Raw genomic sequence first — 17,788 nt, forward strand, 5'->3', positions numbered from 1 at the left:
GTTTTGGTGGTGGTTTTGGTGGTTTTCTTGGCCAAGAATAGGGTTTTGCCGGAACGAGGCGACGCGCCGACGCGCCCGGCCCGATGGTTTACATCGTGGCAGGGGGCATCGAATGCAAGAGGAGCCATCGAGAGGCCGCGCATCGAAAAACGATCCCGTTCGAAGCGGGCTTTTACGCGGTTTGCGGCAGGAGTCAATTGGTCGCGCGACGCTGCTCTTCCCTTCCCCCCTTTGTGGGGGAAGGTGGCCGAGCAAAGCTCGGTCGGATGAGGGGTGCTCCAGCTTGGCACCGACGGCGATCCTTCCAGCACACCTCAACCGTCTTGGCGCTGCGCGCCGATCCACCTTCTCCCACAGGGGGAGAAGGGAAAGCGGTACCTCTTGCCCTGTACAAGAGCGGCGCCAGGAAGTACGAACGGCCAAGATTGTTTTGGCTGGCGCTGCGCCAGCCCCGGTATGTGCTCCATGATGAGCGCGGAACCCTGAATTCCGAAAGAACGAGATGTCCAACTTCGAAGGGGTCGTTCCTGCGCTGGCACAAGCGCTGGAAAAACGCGGCTATGCCGAGCTGACGCCGGTGCAAAAGGCGGTGCTGGAGCTCGGCCAGTCCGACGCATTGGTGTCGGCGCAGACCGGCTCGGGCAAGACCGTGGCCTTCGGCCTCGCCATGGCGCCGACGCTTCTCGATGGCGCCGAACGCTTTTCCGGTGCCGCCGCGCCGCTGGCATTGGCAGTGGCGCCGACGCGCGAACTGGCGCTACAGGTGACGCGCGAACTGGAATGGCTCTACGAGCTGACCGGAGCCACCGTGGCGTCCTGCGTCGGCGGCATGGACATGCGCACCGAACGGCGCGCGCTGGAGCGTGGCGCCCACATCGTCGTCGGCACGCCTGGTCGCCTGCGCGACCACATCACCCGCAATTCGCTCGACATGTCGGCATTGAAGGCCGTTGTGCTCGACGAGGCCGACGAGATGCTCGACCTCGGCTTTCGCGAGGATCTCGAATTCATCCTCGACGCCGCGCCCACCGATCGCCGCACCCTGATGTTCTCGGCCACCGTGCCGCGCTCCATCGCGACGCTCGCCCAGGGCTACCAGCGCGATGCCGTGCGCATCTCGGCCGCCGGCGAGGAGAAGCAGCACCTCGACATCGAATACCGGGCGCTCAGCGTCGCCCAGGCCGACCGCGAGAACGCCATCATCAACGTGCTGCGCTATTACGAAGCCAAGAACGCGCTGGTGTTCTGCAACACGCGCGCCGCGGTCAACCATCTCACCGCGCGCTTCAACAATCGCAATTTCTCCGTCGTCGCGCTTTCGGGCGAGCTCAGCCAGAACGAACGCAGCCATGCCTTGCAGGCGATGCGCGACGGCCGCGCGAAAGTCTGCATCGCCACCGATGTGGCGGCGCGCGGCATCGACCTGCCCAACCTCGAACTGGTGATCCATGCCGACCTGCCGACCAATCCCGAAACGCTGCTGCACCGCAGCGGCCGCACCGGGCGCGCCGGGCGCAAGGGCGTCAGCGCGCTGATCGTGCCTAACAGCGCCCGCAGGCGCACCGAACGGCTGCTGCAGAGCGCCAAGCTGACGGCGACATGGGCAAGCCCGCCCTCGGCCGACGACGTCATGCGGCGCGACGACGAGCGCATCCTAGCCGATCCGGCCTTTGACGAACCGGTGAAGGAGGACGAGCGCGCTTTCATCGACGCGCTTCTCTCCAGGCACGGCGCCGAGCAGGTGGCGGCCGCTTTCGTGCGCCAGTGCCGGTCCAGCCGCTCGGCGCCCGAGGATCTGATGGATGTCGCGCCGTTCACGCCTTCGCGTGACAGCCAGGCGGGCGAAAAATTCGCCCGCCGCGACGAGGCGCCCAGCCGCCGTGATGATTTCGGCGCCAGTGTCTGGTTTTCGCTGTCGGTCGGGCGCCGGCAGAATGCCGAGCCGCGCTGGCTGATCCCGATGCTGTGCCGCGCCGGCGGCATCTCCAAGCGCGAAATCGGCGCCATCAAGATGCAGCCGGAGGAAACCTTCGTGCAGATCGCCGCCGACTGGGCCGACCGCTTTCTCGCCGCGATCGGTCCGGACCGCAAATTGCAGGGCAACATCGCGGTCAAGCGGCTGGAGGGCACGCCGGACCTGTCGCGGGCCGGCTATCAGCCGCCAACCCCGGACAAGAAACCGCATCGCGGCAAGGCGCCGTTCGACCCGAGCGCACCGAAGCGCAAATTCGAGAAGCGTGCACCGGCTTCAGCCGATCAGCGCCCGGCAGCCGCGCATGAGGCAAAGCCGTGGGCGAAAAAGCCCGGCAAGCCGAAATTCGAAAATGCCGGTGCGCCAAAGCACAAGACGAAGAAACGCCCTTCATAGGACAAGGCTGTCACGCTGCCTGGCCGCGCTCTCCTTCAGGCCGGCCTTGATGGCGGCCCAGCTTGCCGATGCCGTGTCGGCCGGTGCTGCCTTGCGATGCGCTCCACCAGCGATGATCGCCAGGCGTGATCGTCCGCCATCCTGCGGATCGCGGCGTACCAGCCGGCCTGATCGTTGGAATCGATCGCCGGCATCAGCCCGCCGCTCGCCTCGATCAGCGACGGCGCGGTCGCAGTTTTTTGCGTGCATGTTGCAATCGTGGACAACCTGTAGTAGCAGTTGGCATATTGCTACAGGATTGGGGGGCAGGGTGTGCGCGGAGCAGTGGTTCATTACGACCAGGATCAAGATTACGGGTACATTAACGGAACCGACGGCAAGCGCTATTTCTTTTCGCGTACCGACCTAAGCCAGGAGATCCCCCTCGTCAGGGGAACGCTCGTCGAGTTCCAGCCGGACGACGGCACGGCCCACAATATAGCCATGGCCGCCTCAACCACACCGTCGTCAAGCACCGGTCCACGGCCAGGCCGACCTGCCGAAAAGGGTTCCACGGGACTGTGGGCCTATTTCGGGCGCACGGTGAGCGTGAACTATTTCAATTTCGATGGACGTGCCCGCCGCAAGGAATTCTGGGCCTTTTGGCTATGCTTTAATGTTGTGCTGGCGGCGCTTCTTGGCTTCGGGATACTCGTCAATCTGGCCATCAACGGCTTCGGCATCAATGCGGGTAGGAGCTCGATAGGATACCTGCCCGCCCTTATCTTCATGGCGGTATTCGGCCTGTCATGGATTGCGCTGACAGTGCGGCGTCTGCACGATGTCGGCCTGAGCGGCTGGCTTGTCTTGCCCTGCTTCATCCCAATCATCGGTGGAGTGGCCGTGCTGGTCTTGGGGCTAGCGCCGTCTCAGGTCGGTGAAAACCCGTGGGGGCCGGTGCCGGCAGGGGTTGGGGTTTAGAGGCCAGCCCCAAAAGGAAACGAGAATGTTTCTCAGCCGGAGAAACAAGGGTTAGTCACAGCTGAGATCCGCCGTTCAGCGTCGGAGTTGAAGATTCCGCTTGCATTATAGTCCGCGCGCAGATAATCTGTGCACAGATCGATTTATCGATCGGACAAGACGGATGGAGGCAAGATTATGTGGAGCAATGAGTACACCGCGATTTCCCCGCTACCGGCTCGCGCCATCTGGAATGCGCTCAAGGCTTTGCATGAAGGCCGCCTGACCTATGAAGGGTCGGATACCTTCGTGCTGCACGGGCCATTCGCCAAAGGCACCCGTGTCTCGGTGACCCCGGTGGGGCAGGACACCTTCGAATCCACCATCGTCGATCTCGTGGAAAACGTTACCTATGCCGACCAAACCTCGTTCGGCGATACGACGCTGCTGTTCCGGCATACGCTGGTGCCGGTCGAAGGCGGCACGCAGGTGACCCATAGGCTCGAAATCTCGGGCCCGTCGGCCGCCGAGGTCGGACCGGAACTCGGGCCGCAGATCAGCGGCGATTTCGACACCTCGATGGCCAGGCTGTTCGAAGAGGCAAAGGAGTTGGCGAACCGTGGCTGACGGACAGGACTTGAATACACGCTTCAAGGGCGGACCTTCGGAGAGCCCCGGCCTGCTGCTCTGGCGAACCACCATGCGCTGGCAGCGCGTCATGACGGCGGCACTGGCGCCGCTCGACCTGACGCATGTCCAGTTCGTGCTCCTGGCCTCGGCCATGTGGCTCGGCCGCGATGGCGAGCCGCCCAACCAGGTGCAACTCGCCGCCCAGGCGGGGACCGAAGTGAAGATGACGTCGGATGTCGTCGCCAGGCTCGAGGCCAAGGGATTGATCGCACGCGAGGCGGACCCCAAGGATTCCCGCGCCAAGGTGATCCGCGTCACTCCAACCGGAGCGGCGGCGGCACAGCGCGCCATCGCCGCCGTAGAGGCCGCCGACGCGGCCTTTTTCGAACCGGTGGACGAGGCGCGGCTCGTCGGCCTGCTGCGGCGGCTGGCCGGCGATATCCGCTGAGGCCGAGCCGCCCTTCGGCTAGGGCAATTCCAGGAAAAGTGTGAACGGTTTTCCGTCCGGAATTTGCGTCAAACAAGGAGTTAGAGCAGATTGCCGTTTCTGTGAAACGGTGAACTGCTCTAAGCCAGGAACTTGGCGATGATGGCGTCACCCATCTCGACCGTGCCGACCTCTGTCATACCTTCGGACATGATGTCCTTCGTTCGCAGACCGGCATCGAGCACGGCGGCGATCGCGCCTTCGAGGCGATCGGCCTCCTCGACCATGCCGAATGAATAGCGCAGGCACATGGCGAAGGACGCGATCATGGCGATCGGGTTGGCGATGCCCTTGCCGGCGATGTCCGGGGCCGAGCCGTGCACCGGCTCGTACAGCGCCTTGCGCTTCTTGGTCCTGGCGTCAGGCGCGCCGAGCGAGGCCGACGGCAGCATGCCGATCGAGCCGGTCAGCATGGCGGCGATGTCGGACAGCATGTCGCCGAACAGATTGTCGGTGACGATGACGTCGAACTGCTTTGGCCAGCGCACCAGCTGCATGCCGCCGGCATCGGCCAGCATGTGGTCGAGCTTGACGTCCGGATAGCGCGCCTTGTGGGTCTGGGTGACGACCTCGTTCCACAGCACGCCCGATTTCATGACGTTGCGCTTTTCCATTGAGGTGACGTGATTCTTGCGCGTGCGCGCCAGCTCGAAGGCGACGCCCGAAATGCGCTCGATCTCGAACGTATCGTAGACCTGCGTGTCGATGCCGCGCTTCTGGCCGTTGCCGAGATCGATGATCTGCTTGGGCTCGCCGAAATAGACGCCACCGGTCAGCTCGCGCACGATGAGGATGTCGAGGCCTTCGACCACTTCCTGCTTGAGCGAGGAGGACGCGGCCAGCGCCGGGTAGCAGATGGCGGGGCGCAGATTGGCGAACAGCTCCATGTCCTTGCGCAGCCGCAGCAGGCCGGCTTCCGGGCGCACCTCGTAAGGCACCGCATCCCATTTCGGCCCGCCGACCGCGCCGAACAGCACCGCGTCCGCTGCCATCGCCTTTTCCATGTCGGCATCGGAAATCGCCGCGCCATGCGCGTCGTAGGCGCAGCCGCCGACCAGGCCCTCGTCGGTGACGAAGCCGCTGCCGAGCTTTTCGTTCATGGCCGCGATCAGTTTCTTGACCTCGGCCATCGCCTCGGGGCCGATGCCGTCGCCGGGGAGCAGGAAAAGATGCTTCATTGCCATGAAAACCGTCCCAGAAAGATTTGAACCGGCGCTTTGCTAAACGCCAAGTGATTGCGGCGCAAGGGGATGACTGGTGCGAAGCACCAATCGCCTTGATCCTTCGCGCCCCCCTCTGGCCTGCCGGCCATCTCCCCCACTTGGGGGGAGATCAGACTTCACGCCGCCTTTCGCAATCTCGAACCTTGCAGGGATGCGCGAGGCGTCGAAACAGCCAATCTCCCCCCAAGCGGGGGAGATGCCCGGCAGGGCAGAGGGGGGCGCTGTCCCGCCGGCGTCTCGCGAGAAACCCGTGGGCGCCTACCGATGCGAAAGGATATTCACCAGCCTGCCGAAGGGATCGCGCACATAGAAGCGCCGAACGCCCCAGGGTTCGTCGGCCGGCCCGAATTCGATGACAAAGCCAGCCTTCTTCATATCGGCAAGCGCCGCGTCCACATCGTCCACCTCGATCGACAGGTCCGGCACCGGCGTGCCGGATCCGCCTTGCGCCATGAAGCTCACCTGCACATGCATCCGCTCCCCGGAGCCGTAGGTGGCGATCCAGCCCATGTCCATGAGCAGATCGAGGCCGAGCACGTCATGATAGAAGCGCTTCGCCGCCGCGATATCCTTTGTGGCGATGTTGGTTACGATGCGCCGGACCGCCATCGCTCCGCCCCCTATGCCGTTCGCCGCAGCGCCGTCACCTCGATCTCGATCTTCATTTCAGGCTTGTTGAGCTGGCAGACGATCATCGTCGCCGCCGGCCGGATGTCGCCGAACGTCTCGCCCAGGATCGGAAAGACCACGTCCACGAAGGCTTGGTCGGTGATGTAGTAATGCGCCCGCACCACATCAGCCATGTCGAAGCCGCCATCCTTCAGTGCCTTGCCGATCGTCGCCAGGCAGTTGCGCGTCTGCGCCTCGACCGTCTCCGGCATCGTCATGGTCGCATAGTCGTAGCCCGTCGTCCCCGACACGAAGCACCAGTCGCCCTGCACCACCGCGCGCGAATAGCCGGCGGTCCTTTCGAAAGGCGAGCCGGTGGAGATGAGTTTTCGCATGACGGACCTCGCGGGTTTGTTCAGGTCATCTTGCAGGCAAGAGGTCGATCCGGCCATGGGCCAAGCCGGTCGGAATGACGGTGCAAACGCTTGTGATGTCGGCGGGACAGCACCCCCCCTCTGGCCTGCCGGCCATCTCCCCCGCAAGGGGGGAGATCCCGCACTCGACAGATTTCGCTACTCTCCAGCGTTGCTGGAACGAGCGGAGCGCCGGATCTGCCGATCTCCCCCCTTGCGGGGGAGATGCCCGGCAGGGCAGAGGGGGGTGGGCGGGAACTCAACGGAATGGATTTCCACCACCACATCCACGACAGAGATGGGTGGAGGCCGTACGTATCCGATTGCCTTGTCGCAGAACCCTAATTCGGCGAGCCCAGCGCTTTGTCCAGCGCCTCCTTCACGTCGGCAGGCCATGTCGTCACCGCCGGCCATGCGTTCGGCTGGCCATTGTCGCCGCGGCGGGCGAAGTAGAGCTTTTGGTTGGCGGGGTCGACCGCCATGAAGCCGTCATTGCCGCCGCAATCATGCGGCACGCAGCCGCTGGCGTAGAAGGCGCCCGAAGCGGTCTTTTCCGTGCCGCCGCCAACCAGCAGGCTTGTCGCCATGTCGGGCAGGCCCTTGCCGAGCAGCTTTTCGGCTTCCTTGTAGACGGCCTCATTGTGGAAGGTGTCGATGATATTGTCGTATTTCGACGGGTCGATATCCTTCCAGTCGGTGCCGGGCTCCGGCATGTAGGTCAGGTTGCCCGATGTGGTCAGCCCTGATGTCGGCGACCACTGCAGCGCCGGCTTCTCATCCCCCGGCAACAGGTAGGGCACGAAATAGATGGCGTTGTCGGAGACAGCTGCCGGCGGCGCGCCGCATTGGTCCTGCTCGACAGTGGTGGTCTGGATTTTGCCGTCTTTCGGCTTCCAGACGATGACCTTGGCCGGGCCGCATTGATTGCCGCCGTCACCGACATCCACCAGCGCGACGTTGACATCGCCGATCTTGACGATCTTGTCAAAAAAAACGTCGTAGTTGCTGGCCAGTTGCTGGCCGTCATAGGACAGCACCTTCTCGCCATACTGTTCCTTCTGGGTGATGGTCAGTTGGCCGCCCTCGAACGGCACCGGCGCCTGCTGGTCGTCGTCGGTAGCGTCGGCGGCGTTCGTTCCCTGGCCGGCTGCCGGCTGATCCATTGCCGGTGCCGGCTGCGCGGCGGGCGTCTGTGTCTGCGCGACCGCGCTGACGGCAGGCGGCAGCAACAAGGCCAGGCCGCAAATGCCGGCAAGAAGCGAACGTGTCATGACTGTCCCTCCCTTCAGTCGCCGCGAACCCGGCCTGGGAGGCCGGGCTATCCGTTCCGGACGGTGCCGCTCAGGCCCAGGGGCGCTGTTCGGCGTTGCGCTTCTCGAACGAAGCGATGGCGCCGGCCTTCTCCATGGTCAGGCCGATGTCGTCGAGCCCATTGAGCATGCAGTGCCGCTTGAACTCGTCGAGGTCGAACTTGACGACGCCACCATCGGGACCCCGGATTTCCTTGGCTTCGAGATCGACCGACAGAGTGGCGTTGGAGCCGCGCGACGCGTCGTCCATCAGCTTCTCCAGGTCCTCGGGACTGACGGTGATGGGCAGCACGCCGTTCTTGAAGCAGTTGTTGTAGAAGATGTCGGCGAACGAGGTCGAAATGACGCAACGGATGCCGAAATCGAGCAGCGCCCACGGCGCATGCTCGCGGCTCGAACCGCAGCCGAAATTGTCGCCGGCGACGAGGATCTGCGCCTTGCGGTAGGCTGGCTTGTTGAGCACGAAATCCGGGTTTTCCGAACCGTCGTCCTTGTAGCGCATTTCGGCGAACAGGCCGGTGCCAAGCCCGGTGCGCTTGATCGTCTTGAGATAATCCTTCGGGATGATCATGTCGGTATCGACATTGACGATCGGCATGGGCGCGGCGACGCCGGTGAGCTTGGTGAATTTTTCCATGGCTTTGGCCCGTGTTTTCGTTGCGGGGATTTTGTTGAGGTCGGTTTACACAAAGCCGCGGGCAAATAAAAGGCAACTGTTTGTGCGCGCCGGCATTGGGGGTCGCGCACAAACGGCTTCGAATTCATGGCCCGGTGGTGCACTCTGGCGCGATGTCGGAAAACTCCCACGTCCTCTACGCCCGTGAAACTGGCCTCGGCGTTGCCGAATTCCGCCGTGTGCTGGTGGACTCCGGCCTCGGCGAGATCCGTCCCGTCGACGACGCACACAGGCTGCAGGCGATGCTGTCGGGTGCCAATCTGGTGCTGACCGCGCGTCTCGACATCGAAGGCAAGCCGCTGATCGGCATGGCCCGCGCCATGACGGACTTCTCCTGGGTTTGTTACATCTCCGATCTCGCCGTCTCGCAAGCCGCGCAAGGGCTTGGCGTCGGCAAGGGCCTGATGGACGAGGCGCGGCGGCAACTCGGCCCCTCCGTCGCCATCAGCCTGGTTTCCGTGCCCGACGCCGCCGGCTTCTACGAGCGCATCGGCATGAAGCGCATGCCGGACGCCTTCTGGTTCTCCCGCGAACGCTGATTTTTCTCCTGTGACCGCATCTGGCCGGCAAAGACGCCCGATTTTGCCACTTGACATGCAACCAAATGGTTGCATATTAAAGCCATGAGCATGGATGCCGTCTTTCGCGCCCTGGCCGACCCGACACGCCGGCAATTGCTTGATAGCCTCCATGCCAGGAACGGGCAGACGCTGAACGCGCTATGCGCGGAGATGGACATGACACGGCAGGCGGTGACCAAGCATCTGGCAATCCTGGAAGAAGCAAACCTCGTCACCACCATCCGCAAGGGGCGCGAGAAGGAGCATTACCTCAACCCGGTTCCGATCAACGAGATCGCCGAACGCTGGATCGGCAAATTCGAGCGGGGACGGCTGACCGCCCTCAGCGACTTGAAGAAACGCCTTGAAAGGGACGAGCCATGAGCAACGCCTTCGTTTACGTGACCTACATCCGCACCACGCCCGAAAAACTTTGGGAAGCGCTGACCGACCCGGAATTCAACCGGCAGTTCTTCCTCTGCTCCTATCAGGAGAGCGATTGGAAAGTGGGCTCCAGCTGGAAGCTGATCTTTCCCGACGGACGCGTCGCCGACAGTGGCGAGATCCTCGATATCGACCCGCCGCGGCGCCTCGTCATCAAATGGCGCAATGAATGGATGCCCGAGGTGAAGGAAGACGGCTACACGCGCTGCACCTTCACCATCGAACAGGACGGCGAATTGATGAAGCTTGCCGTCACTCACGAGGCCGATGGGCCGCACAGACTGATCGGGAATGTCGCCAAGGGCTGGCCGCTGGTGCTGGCCAGCCTCAAGAGCCTGCTCGAGACCGGCAAGGGTTTCGAGCGCCCGCCATCCAAGGCATGAAGGATCATGTCACTACCGAAACAAACTTGTTCGGAGGCTTCCATGATGCACGTTCCCACGGTGCAGAGCATGACCAATGGCGAAACGATCATGGCATCCGCCGAGATAGAAGCGCCTGCGGAACGCATCTTCCGCGCGCTGGTCAGCAGGGAGATCGAGCAATGGTGGGGGTCTGCCGGCACCTACCGGATGGTCCAATGGTCCGCCGACCTTCGCGTCGGCGGCTGCTGGACGGTTGTCGTCCGCACGTCTGACGGCAGCTGCCTGCCGGCGGGCGGCGAATTCCTGGAGATCGAAGCGCCGCGCCGGATCGTGCAGACGCGAGCTTATGCATGGGACCATCCCACGCTTGGCCGGCGGCAAACCACGGTCGCCTGGCTGCTGCAGCCTGTCGCCGCCGGCACGCGGCTCACCATTTGCCATGGCGGTTTTGCCGGCTTGGCGGAAGCCGCTGCCGAGCATGCCGATGGCTGGGCGCGGGTGCTCACTTGGCTGGCGGGATATTTTGACTCGCAAGGGCGTGCGGCTGCTTAAAATAGCGCCCCGGCAGCGATGCGGTTCTGCCTTGATCTACACATCGGTCGAGCCACATCACCAGGCATGACAAACCGCAGAACGTTCATAGGCACGGCGGGCTGGGGGATTTCCACGCCATACAAGGATGATTTCCCGCAGTCCGGTTCCCGTCTCGAACGCTATGCCACGCGGCTGCCCATCGTCGAGATCGACACGTCCTTCTACAAGCCGCATCGTCGCGAGACTTATGAACGCTGGGCAGGTTCGGTGCCGGAGCATTTCCGCTTCGCCGTGAAGATGCCGAAGACGATAACCCATGAGCATCGTCTCGTCGGCTGCGAAACGCTTGCCGATGTCTTTCTCCAGCAGGTCGAAGGCCTCGCCGCAAAGCTGAGCGTGCTATTAGTGCAATTGCCGCCGAGTTTGCCGTTCGAGCCGGACGTCGCGGGCGGTTTCCTCGACATGTTGGAAAAGCGGACCCAGACCAGGCTGGTCTGCGAACCGCGCCATCCCAGCTGGTTCGATGCCGAGGCGGAAGCGCTTCTGGCCGACCGCCGCATCGCGCGTGTCGCCGCCGACCCGGCGCCGGTGCCGGCAGCCGCGGTGCCGGGCGGCTGGCCCGGCCTTGCCTATTTCCGCTGGCATGGCGCGCCGCGCGTCTATTATTCGGACTACGATGCCGAAAGCCTCGCCCGGATCGGCTGACAGGTGCAGGCCGCCGCATCGGGTGCCGAGGTCTGGGGCATCTTCGACAACACGGCCAAGGGACATGCGCTCGGCAACGCTCTCGCTGTCGATGAGATGGTTGCCCCGACTTCAGACTAGGCCGAAGACCCTGGGACGCCTTGGCAAACTTCGATGATTGTCCCGTGCCTCAGATCACATTCAATTCCCGGAACGCGCGCCCTTCGGCGACACGCTCGTATCCGAACGGCGAGCAATCGATGGTCCGGTAGCCGCCATGGACGATCAACTCGGCCAGCGCCTTGCCGACCGCCGGCGCCTGCTGCAGGCCGTGGCCGGAAAAACCGTTGGCGAAGAGGAAATTGCCGACCTCCGGGTGCGGGCCGATCACCGCGTTCTGGTCGAGCGTGTTGTAATCATAATGGCCAGCCCAGGCGCGGGTCGGCTTGATCGCCTCGAAGGCCGGAATGCGGGTCGCCAGCACCGGCCAGATCACCTCTTCGAACAGCGGCCAGTCGACCTCGAAATCCCCGGGATTTGCAGGGCCGTCGCCCTCTTCCGACTCGGCGCCGCCGGTGAGATAGACCGAGCCTTCCGGCCTGACATAGATGCCGGAGGGGTCGACCAGCAGCGGCATGTCGGCATATTTCTCACGCGCCTCGAAGACGAAGACGTTGCGCTTGCGCGGCTCGACCGGCAGCGCCAGCCCGGCAAGGGCGGCGACCTTGCCGGCATTCGGCCCGGCGGCGTTGACGACAATGCCGGCCTCCAGCGTTTCGCCATTGTCGAGGCTCACGCCGGTAACCTGGTTGCCCTGCCGCGCGATGCCGGTGACATCAGCCGTGATGAGATCGATTTTCTTGTCCCGCAGCGCCTTGCGAAACAGCATCAGCATCGCATGCGCGTCGAACCAGCCTTCGCCGGTGCGGCCATAGGCGCCTGCGGCGATGCCTTCCGCCGACAGCCAGGGGAAACGACGCGTCAGCTGGCCGGCATCCTCGAAAAGGATGTCGGCGCCTTCGGCGACCTGCGCCTCGTGGTTGGCCTTGAGGATCGGCAGCCCCGCCTCGCCGGCAAGGATGAGATAGCCGCCCTCGCGAAAGCCGATATCGGCATCGGAACCAAAAGTCTCCTTCAGCCGCCGGAACAGCTGCAGCGTGAATTGCGACAGGCGGATGTTTTCCGGAATTGAGAATTGCTGACGGATCGAGGCCATGGATAGCGTCGTCGCGGCATGGGAGAATTGCGGATCGCGTTCGATCAGCGCGATCGAGCCGGAAAACCCTTCCTCACGCAGATAGTAGGCGATCGAGGATCCGACGATGGCCCCGCCGATGATGACGATGTCGTAGCGCACGCTTTATGCCCTTTCCAAGTCGAGCCGCGGATCGAGAAGCTAGGCGGCAGGCAGGATAATCTCGAAGCGCGTGCCGCGCTCGCTGTCAACCAGCCGGATCATACCATCATGCGCTTTCAGGAGGGCCAGCACGATGCCGAGGCCCATGCCGGTGCCACCGGACTCACGCCGCGTCGTGAAGAACGGCTCGAAGATGCGCGCCCGGTTGCTCGATGAGATGCCGGCGCCGTCGTCGCCGACCAGCAATGTCGCCTTGCCGCCGGCGCTTGCGGCGGTGATCGAAACCAGCGTCGCGCCGTGCCTAGCGGAATTGTCGATGAGATTGCCTAGCACGATTGCCGCGTTTTCGGCCGATATGCGCAAGGTCAGATCGCCGCCCGCCTCGACGCGAACCGCCAGCCTGGTGTCGACAGGAAGCAGCGCCAGCGCCGACCTGACCGAGGTGCTTTCGCCGCTGGGCGCGAGGTTTTCGGCTCGCGCCAGATCGAGCAGGCGCCGGACCAGCAGGTTGAGCCGCCCTGCATCGGTAACGATGTTGTTGGAGAAGCGCCGCCGCTCGGCATCGTCCATCGCCGAGCCGGAATCGCGTAGCAGCTCGGCCGCGCCCTGGATCGCCGTCAGCGGCGATTTGAGCTCGTGCGAGACATGGGTGGCGAAGGTCTGGATGCTGTCTGAGCGCGCTTGCAGCTTTTCCGCCATGTCGAGGAAAGCGGCGGAAAGCTCCGCCATTTCGTAGGTGCCGTGATGGTCGAGCGGCCGGATCGCGTCACGCTCGCCGGCGGCGATGCGCTGGGTGCGGTCGATCAGCGCATAGATCGGCCGGCTGACGGCGCGCAGGAACACCAGGCCGATGAGCAGGGTGCCGCCGAGGATGGCGATGGCCGCCAACGTCACCTTGCCGCGCTCGCCATAGAGATGCTTGACGATGTTGTTGGGTGTCCGCGAGACATAGACCACGCCGGCGACATGGCCGTCGACGGCCACGGGCAAAGCGACGAAGACGCGCACCCTGGTGCCGCGGCTGACCGAATAGAGCGGCGGCGCCGGCTGGTCGGAAATGCGCAGCCGGAGCGCGCTGGCATAGCGGCCGTCAAGCGCGGCGCGCACCTCCTGGACCTCGGCCAGCGACTGCCCGACCTCGTCGCGCCCGGCGATGACGACGCCCCGGGGATCGAGCAACCGGAAGCCGGCCAGCGTGGTTTTCTGCGTCGCGTCGAGAATGCCGGACAGGCGCGTGCCGATCGCGGCGAAGGCGGGATCGGCGGTCGCTTGCATCGCCGCCGGCCTTGTCGGAAGCACATAATCCGAAGCCAGATCGAGGCGCGGCTCGATCGGCCGGTATGGCCCGTCGGGGTTGGTGTCCCGGCTCGCGCTTCCACCAGCCTGCGGCATCGGCGCGCCGAGCTTGTCCGGTAGAATGCCGGCGTCGCGCACCTCCTGCGCATAGATGGCGGCGATGGCCGCGCCTTGCGCGATCAGCTCCGCCTCGGTCTGGCGGATCAGCTGGTTCTCGTAGAGGCGGAAGAAGAACAGGCCGACCAGCGGCAAGGCCATCACCAGGATCAGGATGGCGACGACGACGGTGGCAAGGCGCGGCCGCCATTTGCGGCCGATCCATTTGCGGGATGTCGTCAGCCGCATCGGCCGAGCCGGAAGCCGACGCCGTGCACGGTCTCGATGACTTCGGGGCAACCCACCGCCGCCAGCTTGGCGCGGATGTTGCGGATATGGCTGTCGACGGTGCGGTCGGCGACATGGATCTTGCCGGCATAGGCACTGGCCATCACCGCGTCGCGGTGGAGCACATGCGTCGGCCGCGCCAGAAACCCTTTCAGGATCGAGAATTCGATGCCCGTCAGGGCAAGCGGCTTGCCGTCGAAGCTGGCGCTATGACTGGCCGGCGCCAAGGCGAGCTTGCCGTGAGCGAACTCCCTGTCGTCGATCGGTTCGGGCGCCGCCGGGCGGGCGCGGCGCAGGATGACATTGACACGGGCGACCAGCTCGCGCGGGCTGAACGGCTTTGTCACGTAGTCGTCGCCACCCATTTCCAGGCCAAGGATGCGGTCTATTTCTTCGTCCCGCGCGGACAGGAACAGCACCGGCACGTCGGAACGCTGCCGCAGCCGGCGGCAGACCTCCAGCCCGTCCATTTCAGGCATGCCGATGTCGAGCACGACAAGGTCGGGCGCGCGCCGCTCGATCGCCTGCAGGGCGGCGGCGCCATCCGATACGGCGGCTGTCTTCATGCCGGCCTTTTCCAGCGCGAAGCAGATCACTTCGCGGATATGCGGGTCGTCGTCGGCGACGAGGATATGATGCGGCATGGATCAGCGGCCCGGCGCGAAGGGTTCGGAAACGGAGGGAATCACAGGTAGGGCCCTGGTGTCGAGATAGCCAAGCAGGCGCCAGTCGCGAAAGCTCCAGGCGCGCCAGTTTTCCAGGGCGCTGCGGTACCATCCCTCGTCGACGCCACGCAGTCTGGCAAGTTCGCGTGTAGCGCCGGCTCCAGCCGTCCTGCCCTGGTGATCGAGGAAACGATCGAGCGCCGGAAACGCGCCCGGGCCGAGCGAGCGCAGGTACCAGACGTCGAGGGGGATGCCTTGTCCGGTCATTTCTTGGGAATGGTCGACATTGTAGGTGGCGATCGTTGCCGCGAAATCGATGAAGCAGCAGGCATAAAGCGTCGCCGATAACGTCAGAAGATTGGCGGACGAGAGCCATTCATTGGATTTTCCGAGCGCGATGCGGGCGATGATCAGGGCAAGCCCGGCCGCCACCAGCCCCATCCAGACGAGGCCGCGATACGCCAGTACGGCTGCGCCGAAGCGGTTGCCATGGCCCGGCGCGGCGGTGAACAATGACGTCATGACCTCTTCCCCAAGGCTTTCGGCCGATTTGTCGGCGGGCATTTGCGGATGAAAGGAATGAGGGTCGCCGCCGGCTGCGCGCGTGGCCGCTCGACCAGCCACCAGCCTTCGCTGCGCAGCCGGTAAGGCAGGGACCAAGGGAGTTTGACTGGCTTGTGCATGCCGCCTGTCTGGCAGGCCGGCGGGGAGGCGGCAGGGCGGATCCGAGGAGGTTTTCGGCAATCGCGTGCAGTTTTCGTGCAGGGTCGAGGCGACGTTTGTCGTTCGAAAAGCCAAGCAATTGGCTTTTCGTCCGCTGCGCGGACCACTTCTCAACTCCCCGTATAGGGACGGGGAGAGGGCCGCTGTCGCGATCATTTCGCCAATCGCCTACGCTGAAGAACAAGCGCCGAGGCCGAAACTGCCCCTTTCTCCCCGTCCCTATACGGGGAGAAATGCCCGGCAGGGCAATGAGGGGCGGCGCCAACTTCGACGTGGCTGGTGCCTGCCTCTCCACGCTTGCCTCGACCAGCCGCAACCGGCATAGATCGGGCATGACGACCAAACCCTATCGCCCGCGCCGCTCGGTGCTCTACGTCCCGGCCTCCAACGACAAGGCGCTGGCCAAGATCGAGCAGCTTTCCTGCGATGCCGTCATCATCGACCTTGAGGATGCCGTCGCTCCGGCCGACAAGATCGCCGCCCGCGACAGGCTGGCCCGCATTTTCTCCAACCGCCCGGATGCCGACCGGATTGGCCGGCGCCGCGAGATGATCGTGCGCGTCAACGCGCTTTCCAGCGAATGGGGTACCGACGACCTGATGGCCATGGCGAAGGCGGAGCCGGATGGCATTCTGCTGCCCAAGGTCGACACGCCGCGCGACGTGCTCGAGGTTGGCGATGTGCTGGACGACAATTTCGCCCCCGACAGCGTGAAACTATGGGCGATGATCGAAACGCCCAAGGCCATGCTCAATATCGGCGCCATCGCCGAGCTTGGCCGCGATCCCGCCTCGCGGCTGGATTGTTTCGTTGCCGAACAAACGACCTGATCAAGGATACCGGCGTGCTGGCGATGCCGGACCGCCGCTATCTCATGCCATGGCTGATGCAGATGCTGCTGGCGGCGCGCGCCGGTGGCCTCGACATGGTTGACGGGGTGTTCAACGATTTTCGCGACGCGGAAACCTTCGCGCGGGAATGCGGGGAAGCCGCCGCCATGGGGTTCGACGGCAAGACCTTGATCCACCCGGCGCAGATCGGAGCGGCGAACCGCGCCTTTGCGCCATCCGCCGCGGCGGTGGCCGAGGCCCGCGCGGTGAAGGACGCCTTCGCGCTTGCCGAAAATGCCGGCAAGGGCGTGATCGCGCTGGACGGCAGGATGGTCGAGCGGCTGCATCTGGCGCAGGCCGAAAAACTGCTGGCGAAGGCCGCCGCCATCGGCGCATGATCCGGCTAACCTATTCACGACAGGACCTGAACCATGAAACTCTATCGATTTCTGACTGCCCCGGACGACGCCAGCTTCTGCCACAAGGTGACGGCGGCGCTGAACAAGGGCTGGCACCTGTTCGGCTCGCCGACCTACGCCTATGACAAGAAAGCCAAGACGATGCGCTGCGGCCAGGCGGTGGTGAAGGATGTCGACGGTCAGGAGTATGGACCGGACACCAAGCTCAGCGACTGGTAATCGTGCGTGGCGCCGACACAGGCTGTGCTGAGATTCAGGTCAGGCCGAGTCGAAAATGGTGGTGTCCGAGAACCGGAGCGGAGCGTACTTTCGGGTACGTGAGCACCGGAAGCGCAGGGGACCACCATTTGCAGGCCGGCCTCACCTGAATGTCAGCATAGCCTACTCGGCAGCTTCCTCGATCCGCTCCATATCATCGTCCGACAGGCCGAAATGATGACCGATCTCGTGGATCAGCACGTGGGTGACGATGTCGCCCAGCGTTTCCTCGTTTTCGGCCCAGTAGTCGAGCATGGCGCGGCGATAGAGCGTGATGCGGTTCGGGCCTTCGCCGGTCTGCGGGTTCCAGCGTTCGGCGATGCCGCGCCCCTCGAACAGGCCGAGCAGGTCGAACGGCGTTTCCAGCGACAAATCGTCCATGATCTCGTCGGTCGGGAATTCGGCGATCTGGATGACGATCTCGCCGGTCAGCTTGCGAAACTCTTCCGGCAGATGGGCATAGGACTCCAGCGCCAGGAACTCCAATTCCTCCATCGAGGGCGAGAACTGGTCGTGCCAGGTACGGGTCTTGTAGATGCGGGCCATGCTTTATCCTTTGATCCCGGCATATAGGCTTTCGGACGGGTCGAGGCAAATCGGCCGGTCGCCACGCC

Annotated in this window: 21 protein-coding genes and 1 pseudogene; 11 read left to right on the forward strand and 11 right to left on the reverse strand. The window is 64.2% G+C overall.

The annotated features are described in order from the left end of the window. Positions 1-502 precede the first annotated feature (502 nt). Entirely contained in the window at positions 503-2,368 is a 1,866-nt protein-coding gene (locus FJ930_RS14220; protein WP_141838451.1) for a DEAD/DEAH box helicase, read from the forward strand. Here FJ930_RS14220 and FJ930_RS14225 read toward each other — a convergent pair. Next, positions 2,363-2,617 carry a hypothetical protein gene (locus FJ930_RS14225; protein WP_246676915.1) on the reverse strand — a complete coding sequence of 85 codons (255 nt, stop codon included), beginning with the start codon at positions 2,615-2,617 and terminating at the stop codon, positions 2,363-2,365. The two genes, FJ930_RS14220 and FJ930_RS14225, sit on opposite strands and share 6 nt — an antisense overlap. 75 nt (positions 2,618-2,692) lie before the next feature. Here FJ930_RS14225 and FJ930_RS14230 point away from each other — a divergent pair, with 75 nt between their 5' ends. The 3 genes from FJ930_RS14230 (at position 2,693) to FJ930_RS14240 (ending at position 4,385) form a co-directional block, all read left to right on the forward strand. Then, positions 2,693-3,328 (forward strand): DUF805 domain-containing protein, encoded by a 636-nt coding sequence (locus FJ930_RS14230; protein WP_246676916.1) that lies wholly within the window; start codon positions 2,693-2,695, stop codon positions 3,326-3,328. A gap of 177 nt (positions 3,329-3,505) precedes the next feature. Beyond that, positions 3,506-3,934, forward strand: a complete 429-nt coding sequence (locus tag FJ930_RS14235; protein ID WP_140740375.1) for a polyketide cyclase — start codon at positions 3,506-3,508, stop codon at positions 3,932-3,934. Beyond that, positions 3,927-4,385 carry a MarR family winged helix-turn-helix transcriptional regulator gene (locus FJ930_RS14240; RefSeq protein WP_140740378.1) on the forward strand — a complete coding sequence of 153 codons (459 nt, stop codon included), beginning with the start codon at positions 3,927-3,929 and terminating at the stop codon, positions 4,383-4,385. The genes FJ930_RS14235 and FJ930_RS14240 overlap by 8 nt, the downstream gene beginning before the upstream one ends. A 119-nt stretch (positions 4,386-4,504) precedes the next feature. Here FJ930_RS14240 and leuB read toward each other — a convergent pair whose 3' ends face one another. The 5 genes from leuB to leuD all read right to left on the reverse strand — a co-directional run bounded on the left by leuB (position 4,505) and on the right by leuD (position 8,616). After that, positions 4,505-5,608, reverse strand: a complete 1,104-nt coding sequence (gene leuB / locus FJ930_RS14245) for a 3-isopropylmalate dehydrogenase (protein ID WP_141838455.1) — start codon at positions 5,606-5,608, stop codon at positions 4,505-4,507. A gap of 297 nt (positions 5,609-5,905) precedes the next feature. Beyond that, positions 5,906-6,256 carry a VOC family protein gene (locus FJ930_RS14255; protein WP_141838456.1) on the reverse strand — a complete coding sequence of 117 codons (351 nt, stop codon included), beginning with the start codon at positions 6,254-6,256 and terminating at the stop codon, positions 5,906-5,908. A gap of 11 nt (positions 6,257-6,267) precedes the next feature. Beyond that, complete coding sequence (locus FJ930_RS14260; protein WP_141838458.1) at positions 6,268-6,651, reverse strand: RidA family protein; 384 nt, start codon at positions 6,649-6,651, stop codon at positions 6,268-6,270. A 359-nt stretch (positions 6,652-7,010) separates the two neighbouring features. After that, a complete protein-coding gene (locus tag FJ930_RS14270) occupies positions 7,011-7,940 on the reverse strand; it encodes a hypothetical protein (RefSeq protein ID WP_141838460.1) in 930 nt (309 codons plus the stop codon). A 70-nt stretch (positions 7,941-8,010) separates the two neighbouring features. After that, a complete protein-coding gene (gene leuD / locus FJ930_RS14275) occupies positions 8,011-8,616 on the reverse strand; it encodes a 3-isopropylmalate dehydratase small subunit (protein ID WP_141838462.1) in 606 nt (201 codons plus the stop codon). Positions 8,617-8,768: 152 nt separating this feature from the next. Between leuD and FJ930_RS14280 the strand changes: the two genes are divergently transcribed. The 5 genes from FJ930_RS14280 (at position 8,769) to FJ930_RS14300 (ending at position 11,263) form a co-directional block, all read left to right on the forward strand. After that, positions 8,769-9,194 carry a GNAT family N-acetyltransferase gene (locus FJ930_RS14280; RefSeq protein ID WP_140740386.1) on the forward strand — a complete coding sequence of 142 codons (426 nt, stop codon included), beginning with the start codon at positions 8,769-8,771 and terminating at the stop codon, positions 9,192-9,194. Positions 9,195-9,284: 90 nt separating this feature from the next. Further along, positions 9,285-9,599 carry a metalloregulator ArsR/SmtB family transcription factor gene (locus FJ930_RS14285; protein ID WP_140740799.1) on the forward strand — a complete coding sequence of 105 codons (315 nt, stop codon included), beginning with the start codon at positions 9,285-9,287 and terminating at the stop codon, positions 9,597-9,599. After that, positions 9,596-10,042, forward strand: a complete 447-nt coding sequence (locus tag FJ930_RS14290; protein WP_141838464.1) for an SRPBCC family protein — start codon at positions 9,596-9,598, stop codon at positions 10,040-10,042. The genes FJ930_RS14285 and FJ930_RS14290 overlap by 4 nt, the downstream gene beginning before the upstream one ends. Positions 10,043-10,084: 42 nt before the next feature. Next, positions 10,085-10,576 carry an SRPBCC domain-containing protein gene (locus FJ930_RS14295; protein ID WP_140740389.1) on the forward strand — a complete coding sequence of 164 codons (492 nt, stop codon included), beginning with the start codon at positions 10,085-10,087 and terminating at the stop codon, positions 10,574-10,576. A 66-nt stretch (positions 10,577-10,642) separates the two neighbouring features. Next, positions 10,643-11,263 (forward strand): DUF72 domain-containing protein, encoded by a 621-nt coding sequence (locus tag FJ930_RS14300; protein ID WP_348642724.1) that lies wholly within the window; start codon positions 10,643-10,645, stop codon positions 11,261-11,263. A 169-nt stretch (positions 11,264-11,432) separates the two neighbouring features. On the opposite strand, the gene FJ930_RS14305 is transcribed toward FJ930_RS14300, so the two are convergent. Genes FJ930_RS14305 through FJ930_RS14320 form a run of 4 tightly spaced genes read right to left on the reverse strand, consistent with a single transcriptional unit; the run spans position 11,433 to position 15,466 of the window. Beyond that, positions 11,433-12,599 carry an FAD-binding oxidoreductase gene (locus FJ930_RS14305; protein WP_141838467.1) on the reverse strand — a complete coding sequence of 389 codons (1,167 nt, stop codon included), beginning with the start codon at positions 12,597-12,599 and terminating at the stop codon, positions 11,433-11,435. Positions 12,600-12,638: 39 nt separating this feature from the next. Beyond that, a complete protein-coding gene (locus FJ930_RS14310; protein WP_141838469.1) occupies positions 12,639-14,240 on the reverse strand; it encodes an ATP-binding protein in 1,602 nt (533 codons plus the stop codon). Further along, positions 14,231-14,923, reverse strand: coding sequence for a response regulator transcription factor (locus FJ930_RS14315; protein ID WP_141838471.1), 693 nt, complete (start codon positions 14,921-14,923; stop codon positions 14,231-14,233). Before FJ930_RS14315 ends, FJ930_RS14310 begins: the two co-directional genes overlap by 10 nt. 3 nt (positions 14,924-14,926) lie before the next feature. Next, entirely contained in the window at positions 14,927-15,466 is a 540-nt protein-coding gene (locus FJ930_RS14320; protein WP_348642725.1) for a DUF4153 domain-containing protein, read from the reverse strand. A 533-nt stretch (positions 15,467-15,999) separates the two neighbouring features. Between FJ930_RS14320 and FJ930_RS14325 the strand changes: the two are divergent. Continuing rightward, a pseudogene (locus FJ930_RS14325) lies at positions 16,000-16,895 on the forward strand (CoA ester lyase). A gap of 33 nt (positions 16,896-16,928) precedes the next feature. Then, on the forward strand, positions 16,929-17,135 hold the full coding sequence (locus FJ930_RS14330; protein ID WP_027145959.1) for a DUF1737 domain-containing protein: 207 nt from the start codon (positions 16,929-16,931) through the stop codon (positions 17,133-17,135). 162 nt (positions 17,136-17,297) lie between these two features. On the opposite strand, the gene FJ930_RS14335 is transcribed toward FJ930_RS14330, so the two are convergent. After that, the gene (locus tag FJ930_RS14335; protein ID WP_140610249.1) at positions 17,298-17,720 is read right to left on the reverse strand and encodes a metallopeptidase family protein; all 423 of its coding nucleotides are present in this window, start codon (positions 17,718-17,720) and stop codon (positions 17,298-17,300) included. Positions 17,721-17,788 lie beyond the last annotated feature (68 nt).

Origin of the sequence: Mesorhizobium sp. B2-4-15, from assembly GCF_006658505.1 — a bacterium.
Lineage (GTDB): Bacteria > Pseudomonadota > Alphaproteobacteria > Rhizobiales > Rhizobiaceae > Mesorhizobium.

Excerpts from the sequence above, each read along its gene's own strand:
- FJ930_RS14235 (WP_140740375.1), top strand. The coding sequence starts at position 3,506 with ATGTGGAGCAATGAGTACACCGCGATTTCCCCGCTACCGGCTCGCGCC.
- FJ930_RS14335 (WP_140610249.1), bottom strand. The coding sequence starts at position 17,720 with ATGGCCCGCATCTACAAGACCCGTACCTGGCACGACCAGTTCTCGCCC.
- FJ930_RS14315 (WP_141838471.1), bottom strand. The coding sequence starts at position 14,923 with ATGCCGCATCATATCCTCGTCGCCGACGACGACCCGCATATCCGCGAA.
- FJ930_RS14225 (WP_246676915.1), bottom strand. The coding sequence starts at position 2,617 with ATGCACGCAAAAAACTGCGACCGCGCCGTCGCTGATCGAGGCGAGCGG.
- FJ930_RS14280 (WP_140740386.1), top strand. The coding sequence starts at position 8,769 with ATGTCGGAAAACTCCCACGTCCTCTACGCCCGTGAAACTGGCCTCGGC.
- FJ930_RS14260 (WP_141838458.1), bottom strand. The coding sequence starts at position 6,651 with ATGCGAAAACTCATCTCCACCGGCTCGCCTTTCGAAAGGACCGCCGGC.
- FJ930_RS14290 (WP_141838464.1), top strand. The coding sequence starts at position 9,596 with ATGAGCAACGCCTTCGTTTACGTGACCTACATCCGCACCACGCCCGAA.
- FJ930_RS14295 (WP_140740389.1), top strand. The coding sequence starts at position 10,085 with ATGATGCACGTTCCCACGGTGCAGAGCATGACCAATGGCGAAACGATC.
- FJ930_RS14300 (WP_348642724.1), top strand. The coding sequence starts at position 10,643 with ATGACAAACCGCAGAACGTTCATAGGCACGGCGGGCTGGGGGATTTCC.
- FJ930_RS14285 (WP_140740799.1), top strand. The coding sequence starts at position 9,285 with ATGGATGCCGTCTTTCGCGCCCTGGCCGACCCGACACGCCGGCAATTG.
- leuB (WP_141838455.1), bottom strand. The coding sequence starts at position 5,608 with ATGGCAATGAAGCATCTTTTCCTGCTCCCCGGCGACGGCATCGGCCCC.
- FJ930_RS14310 (WP_141838469.1), bottom strand. The coding sequence starts at position 14,240 with ATGCGGCTGACGACATCCCGCAAATGGATCGGCCGCAAATGGCGGCCG.
- FJ930_RS14270 (WP_141838460.1), bottom strand. The coding sequence starts at position 7,940 with ATGACACGTTCGCTTCTTGCCGGCATTTGCGGCCTGGCCTTGTTGCTG.
- FJ930_RS14320 (WP_348642725.1), bottom strand. The coding sequence starts at position 15,466 with ATGACGTCATTGTTCACCGCCGCGCCGGGCCATGGCAACCGCTTCGGC.
- FJ930_RS14220 (WP_141838451.1), top strand. The coding sequence starts at position 503 with ATGTCCAACTTCGAAGGGGTCGTTCCTGCGCTGGCACAAGCGCTGGAA.
- FJ930_RS14330 (WP_027145959.1), top strand. The coding sequence starts at position 16,929 with ATGAAACTCTATCGATTTCTGACTGCCCCGGACGACGCCAGCTTCTGC.
- FJ930_RS14255 (WP_141838456.1), bottom strand. The coding sequence starts at position 6,256 with ATGGCGGTCCGGCGCATCGTAACCAACATCGCCACAAAGGATATCGCG.
- leuD (WP_141838462.1), bottom strand. The coding sequence starts at position 8,616 with ATGGAAAAATTCACCAAGCTCACCGGCGTCGCCGCGCCCATGCCGATC.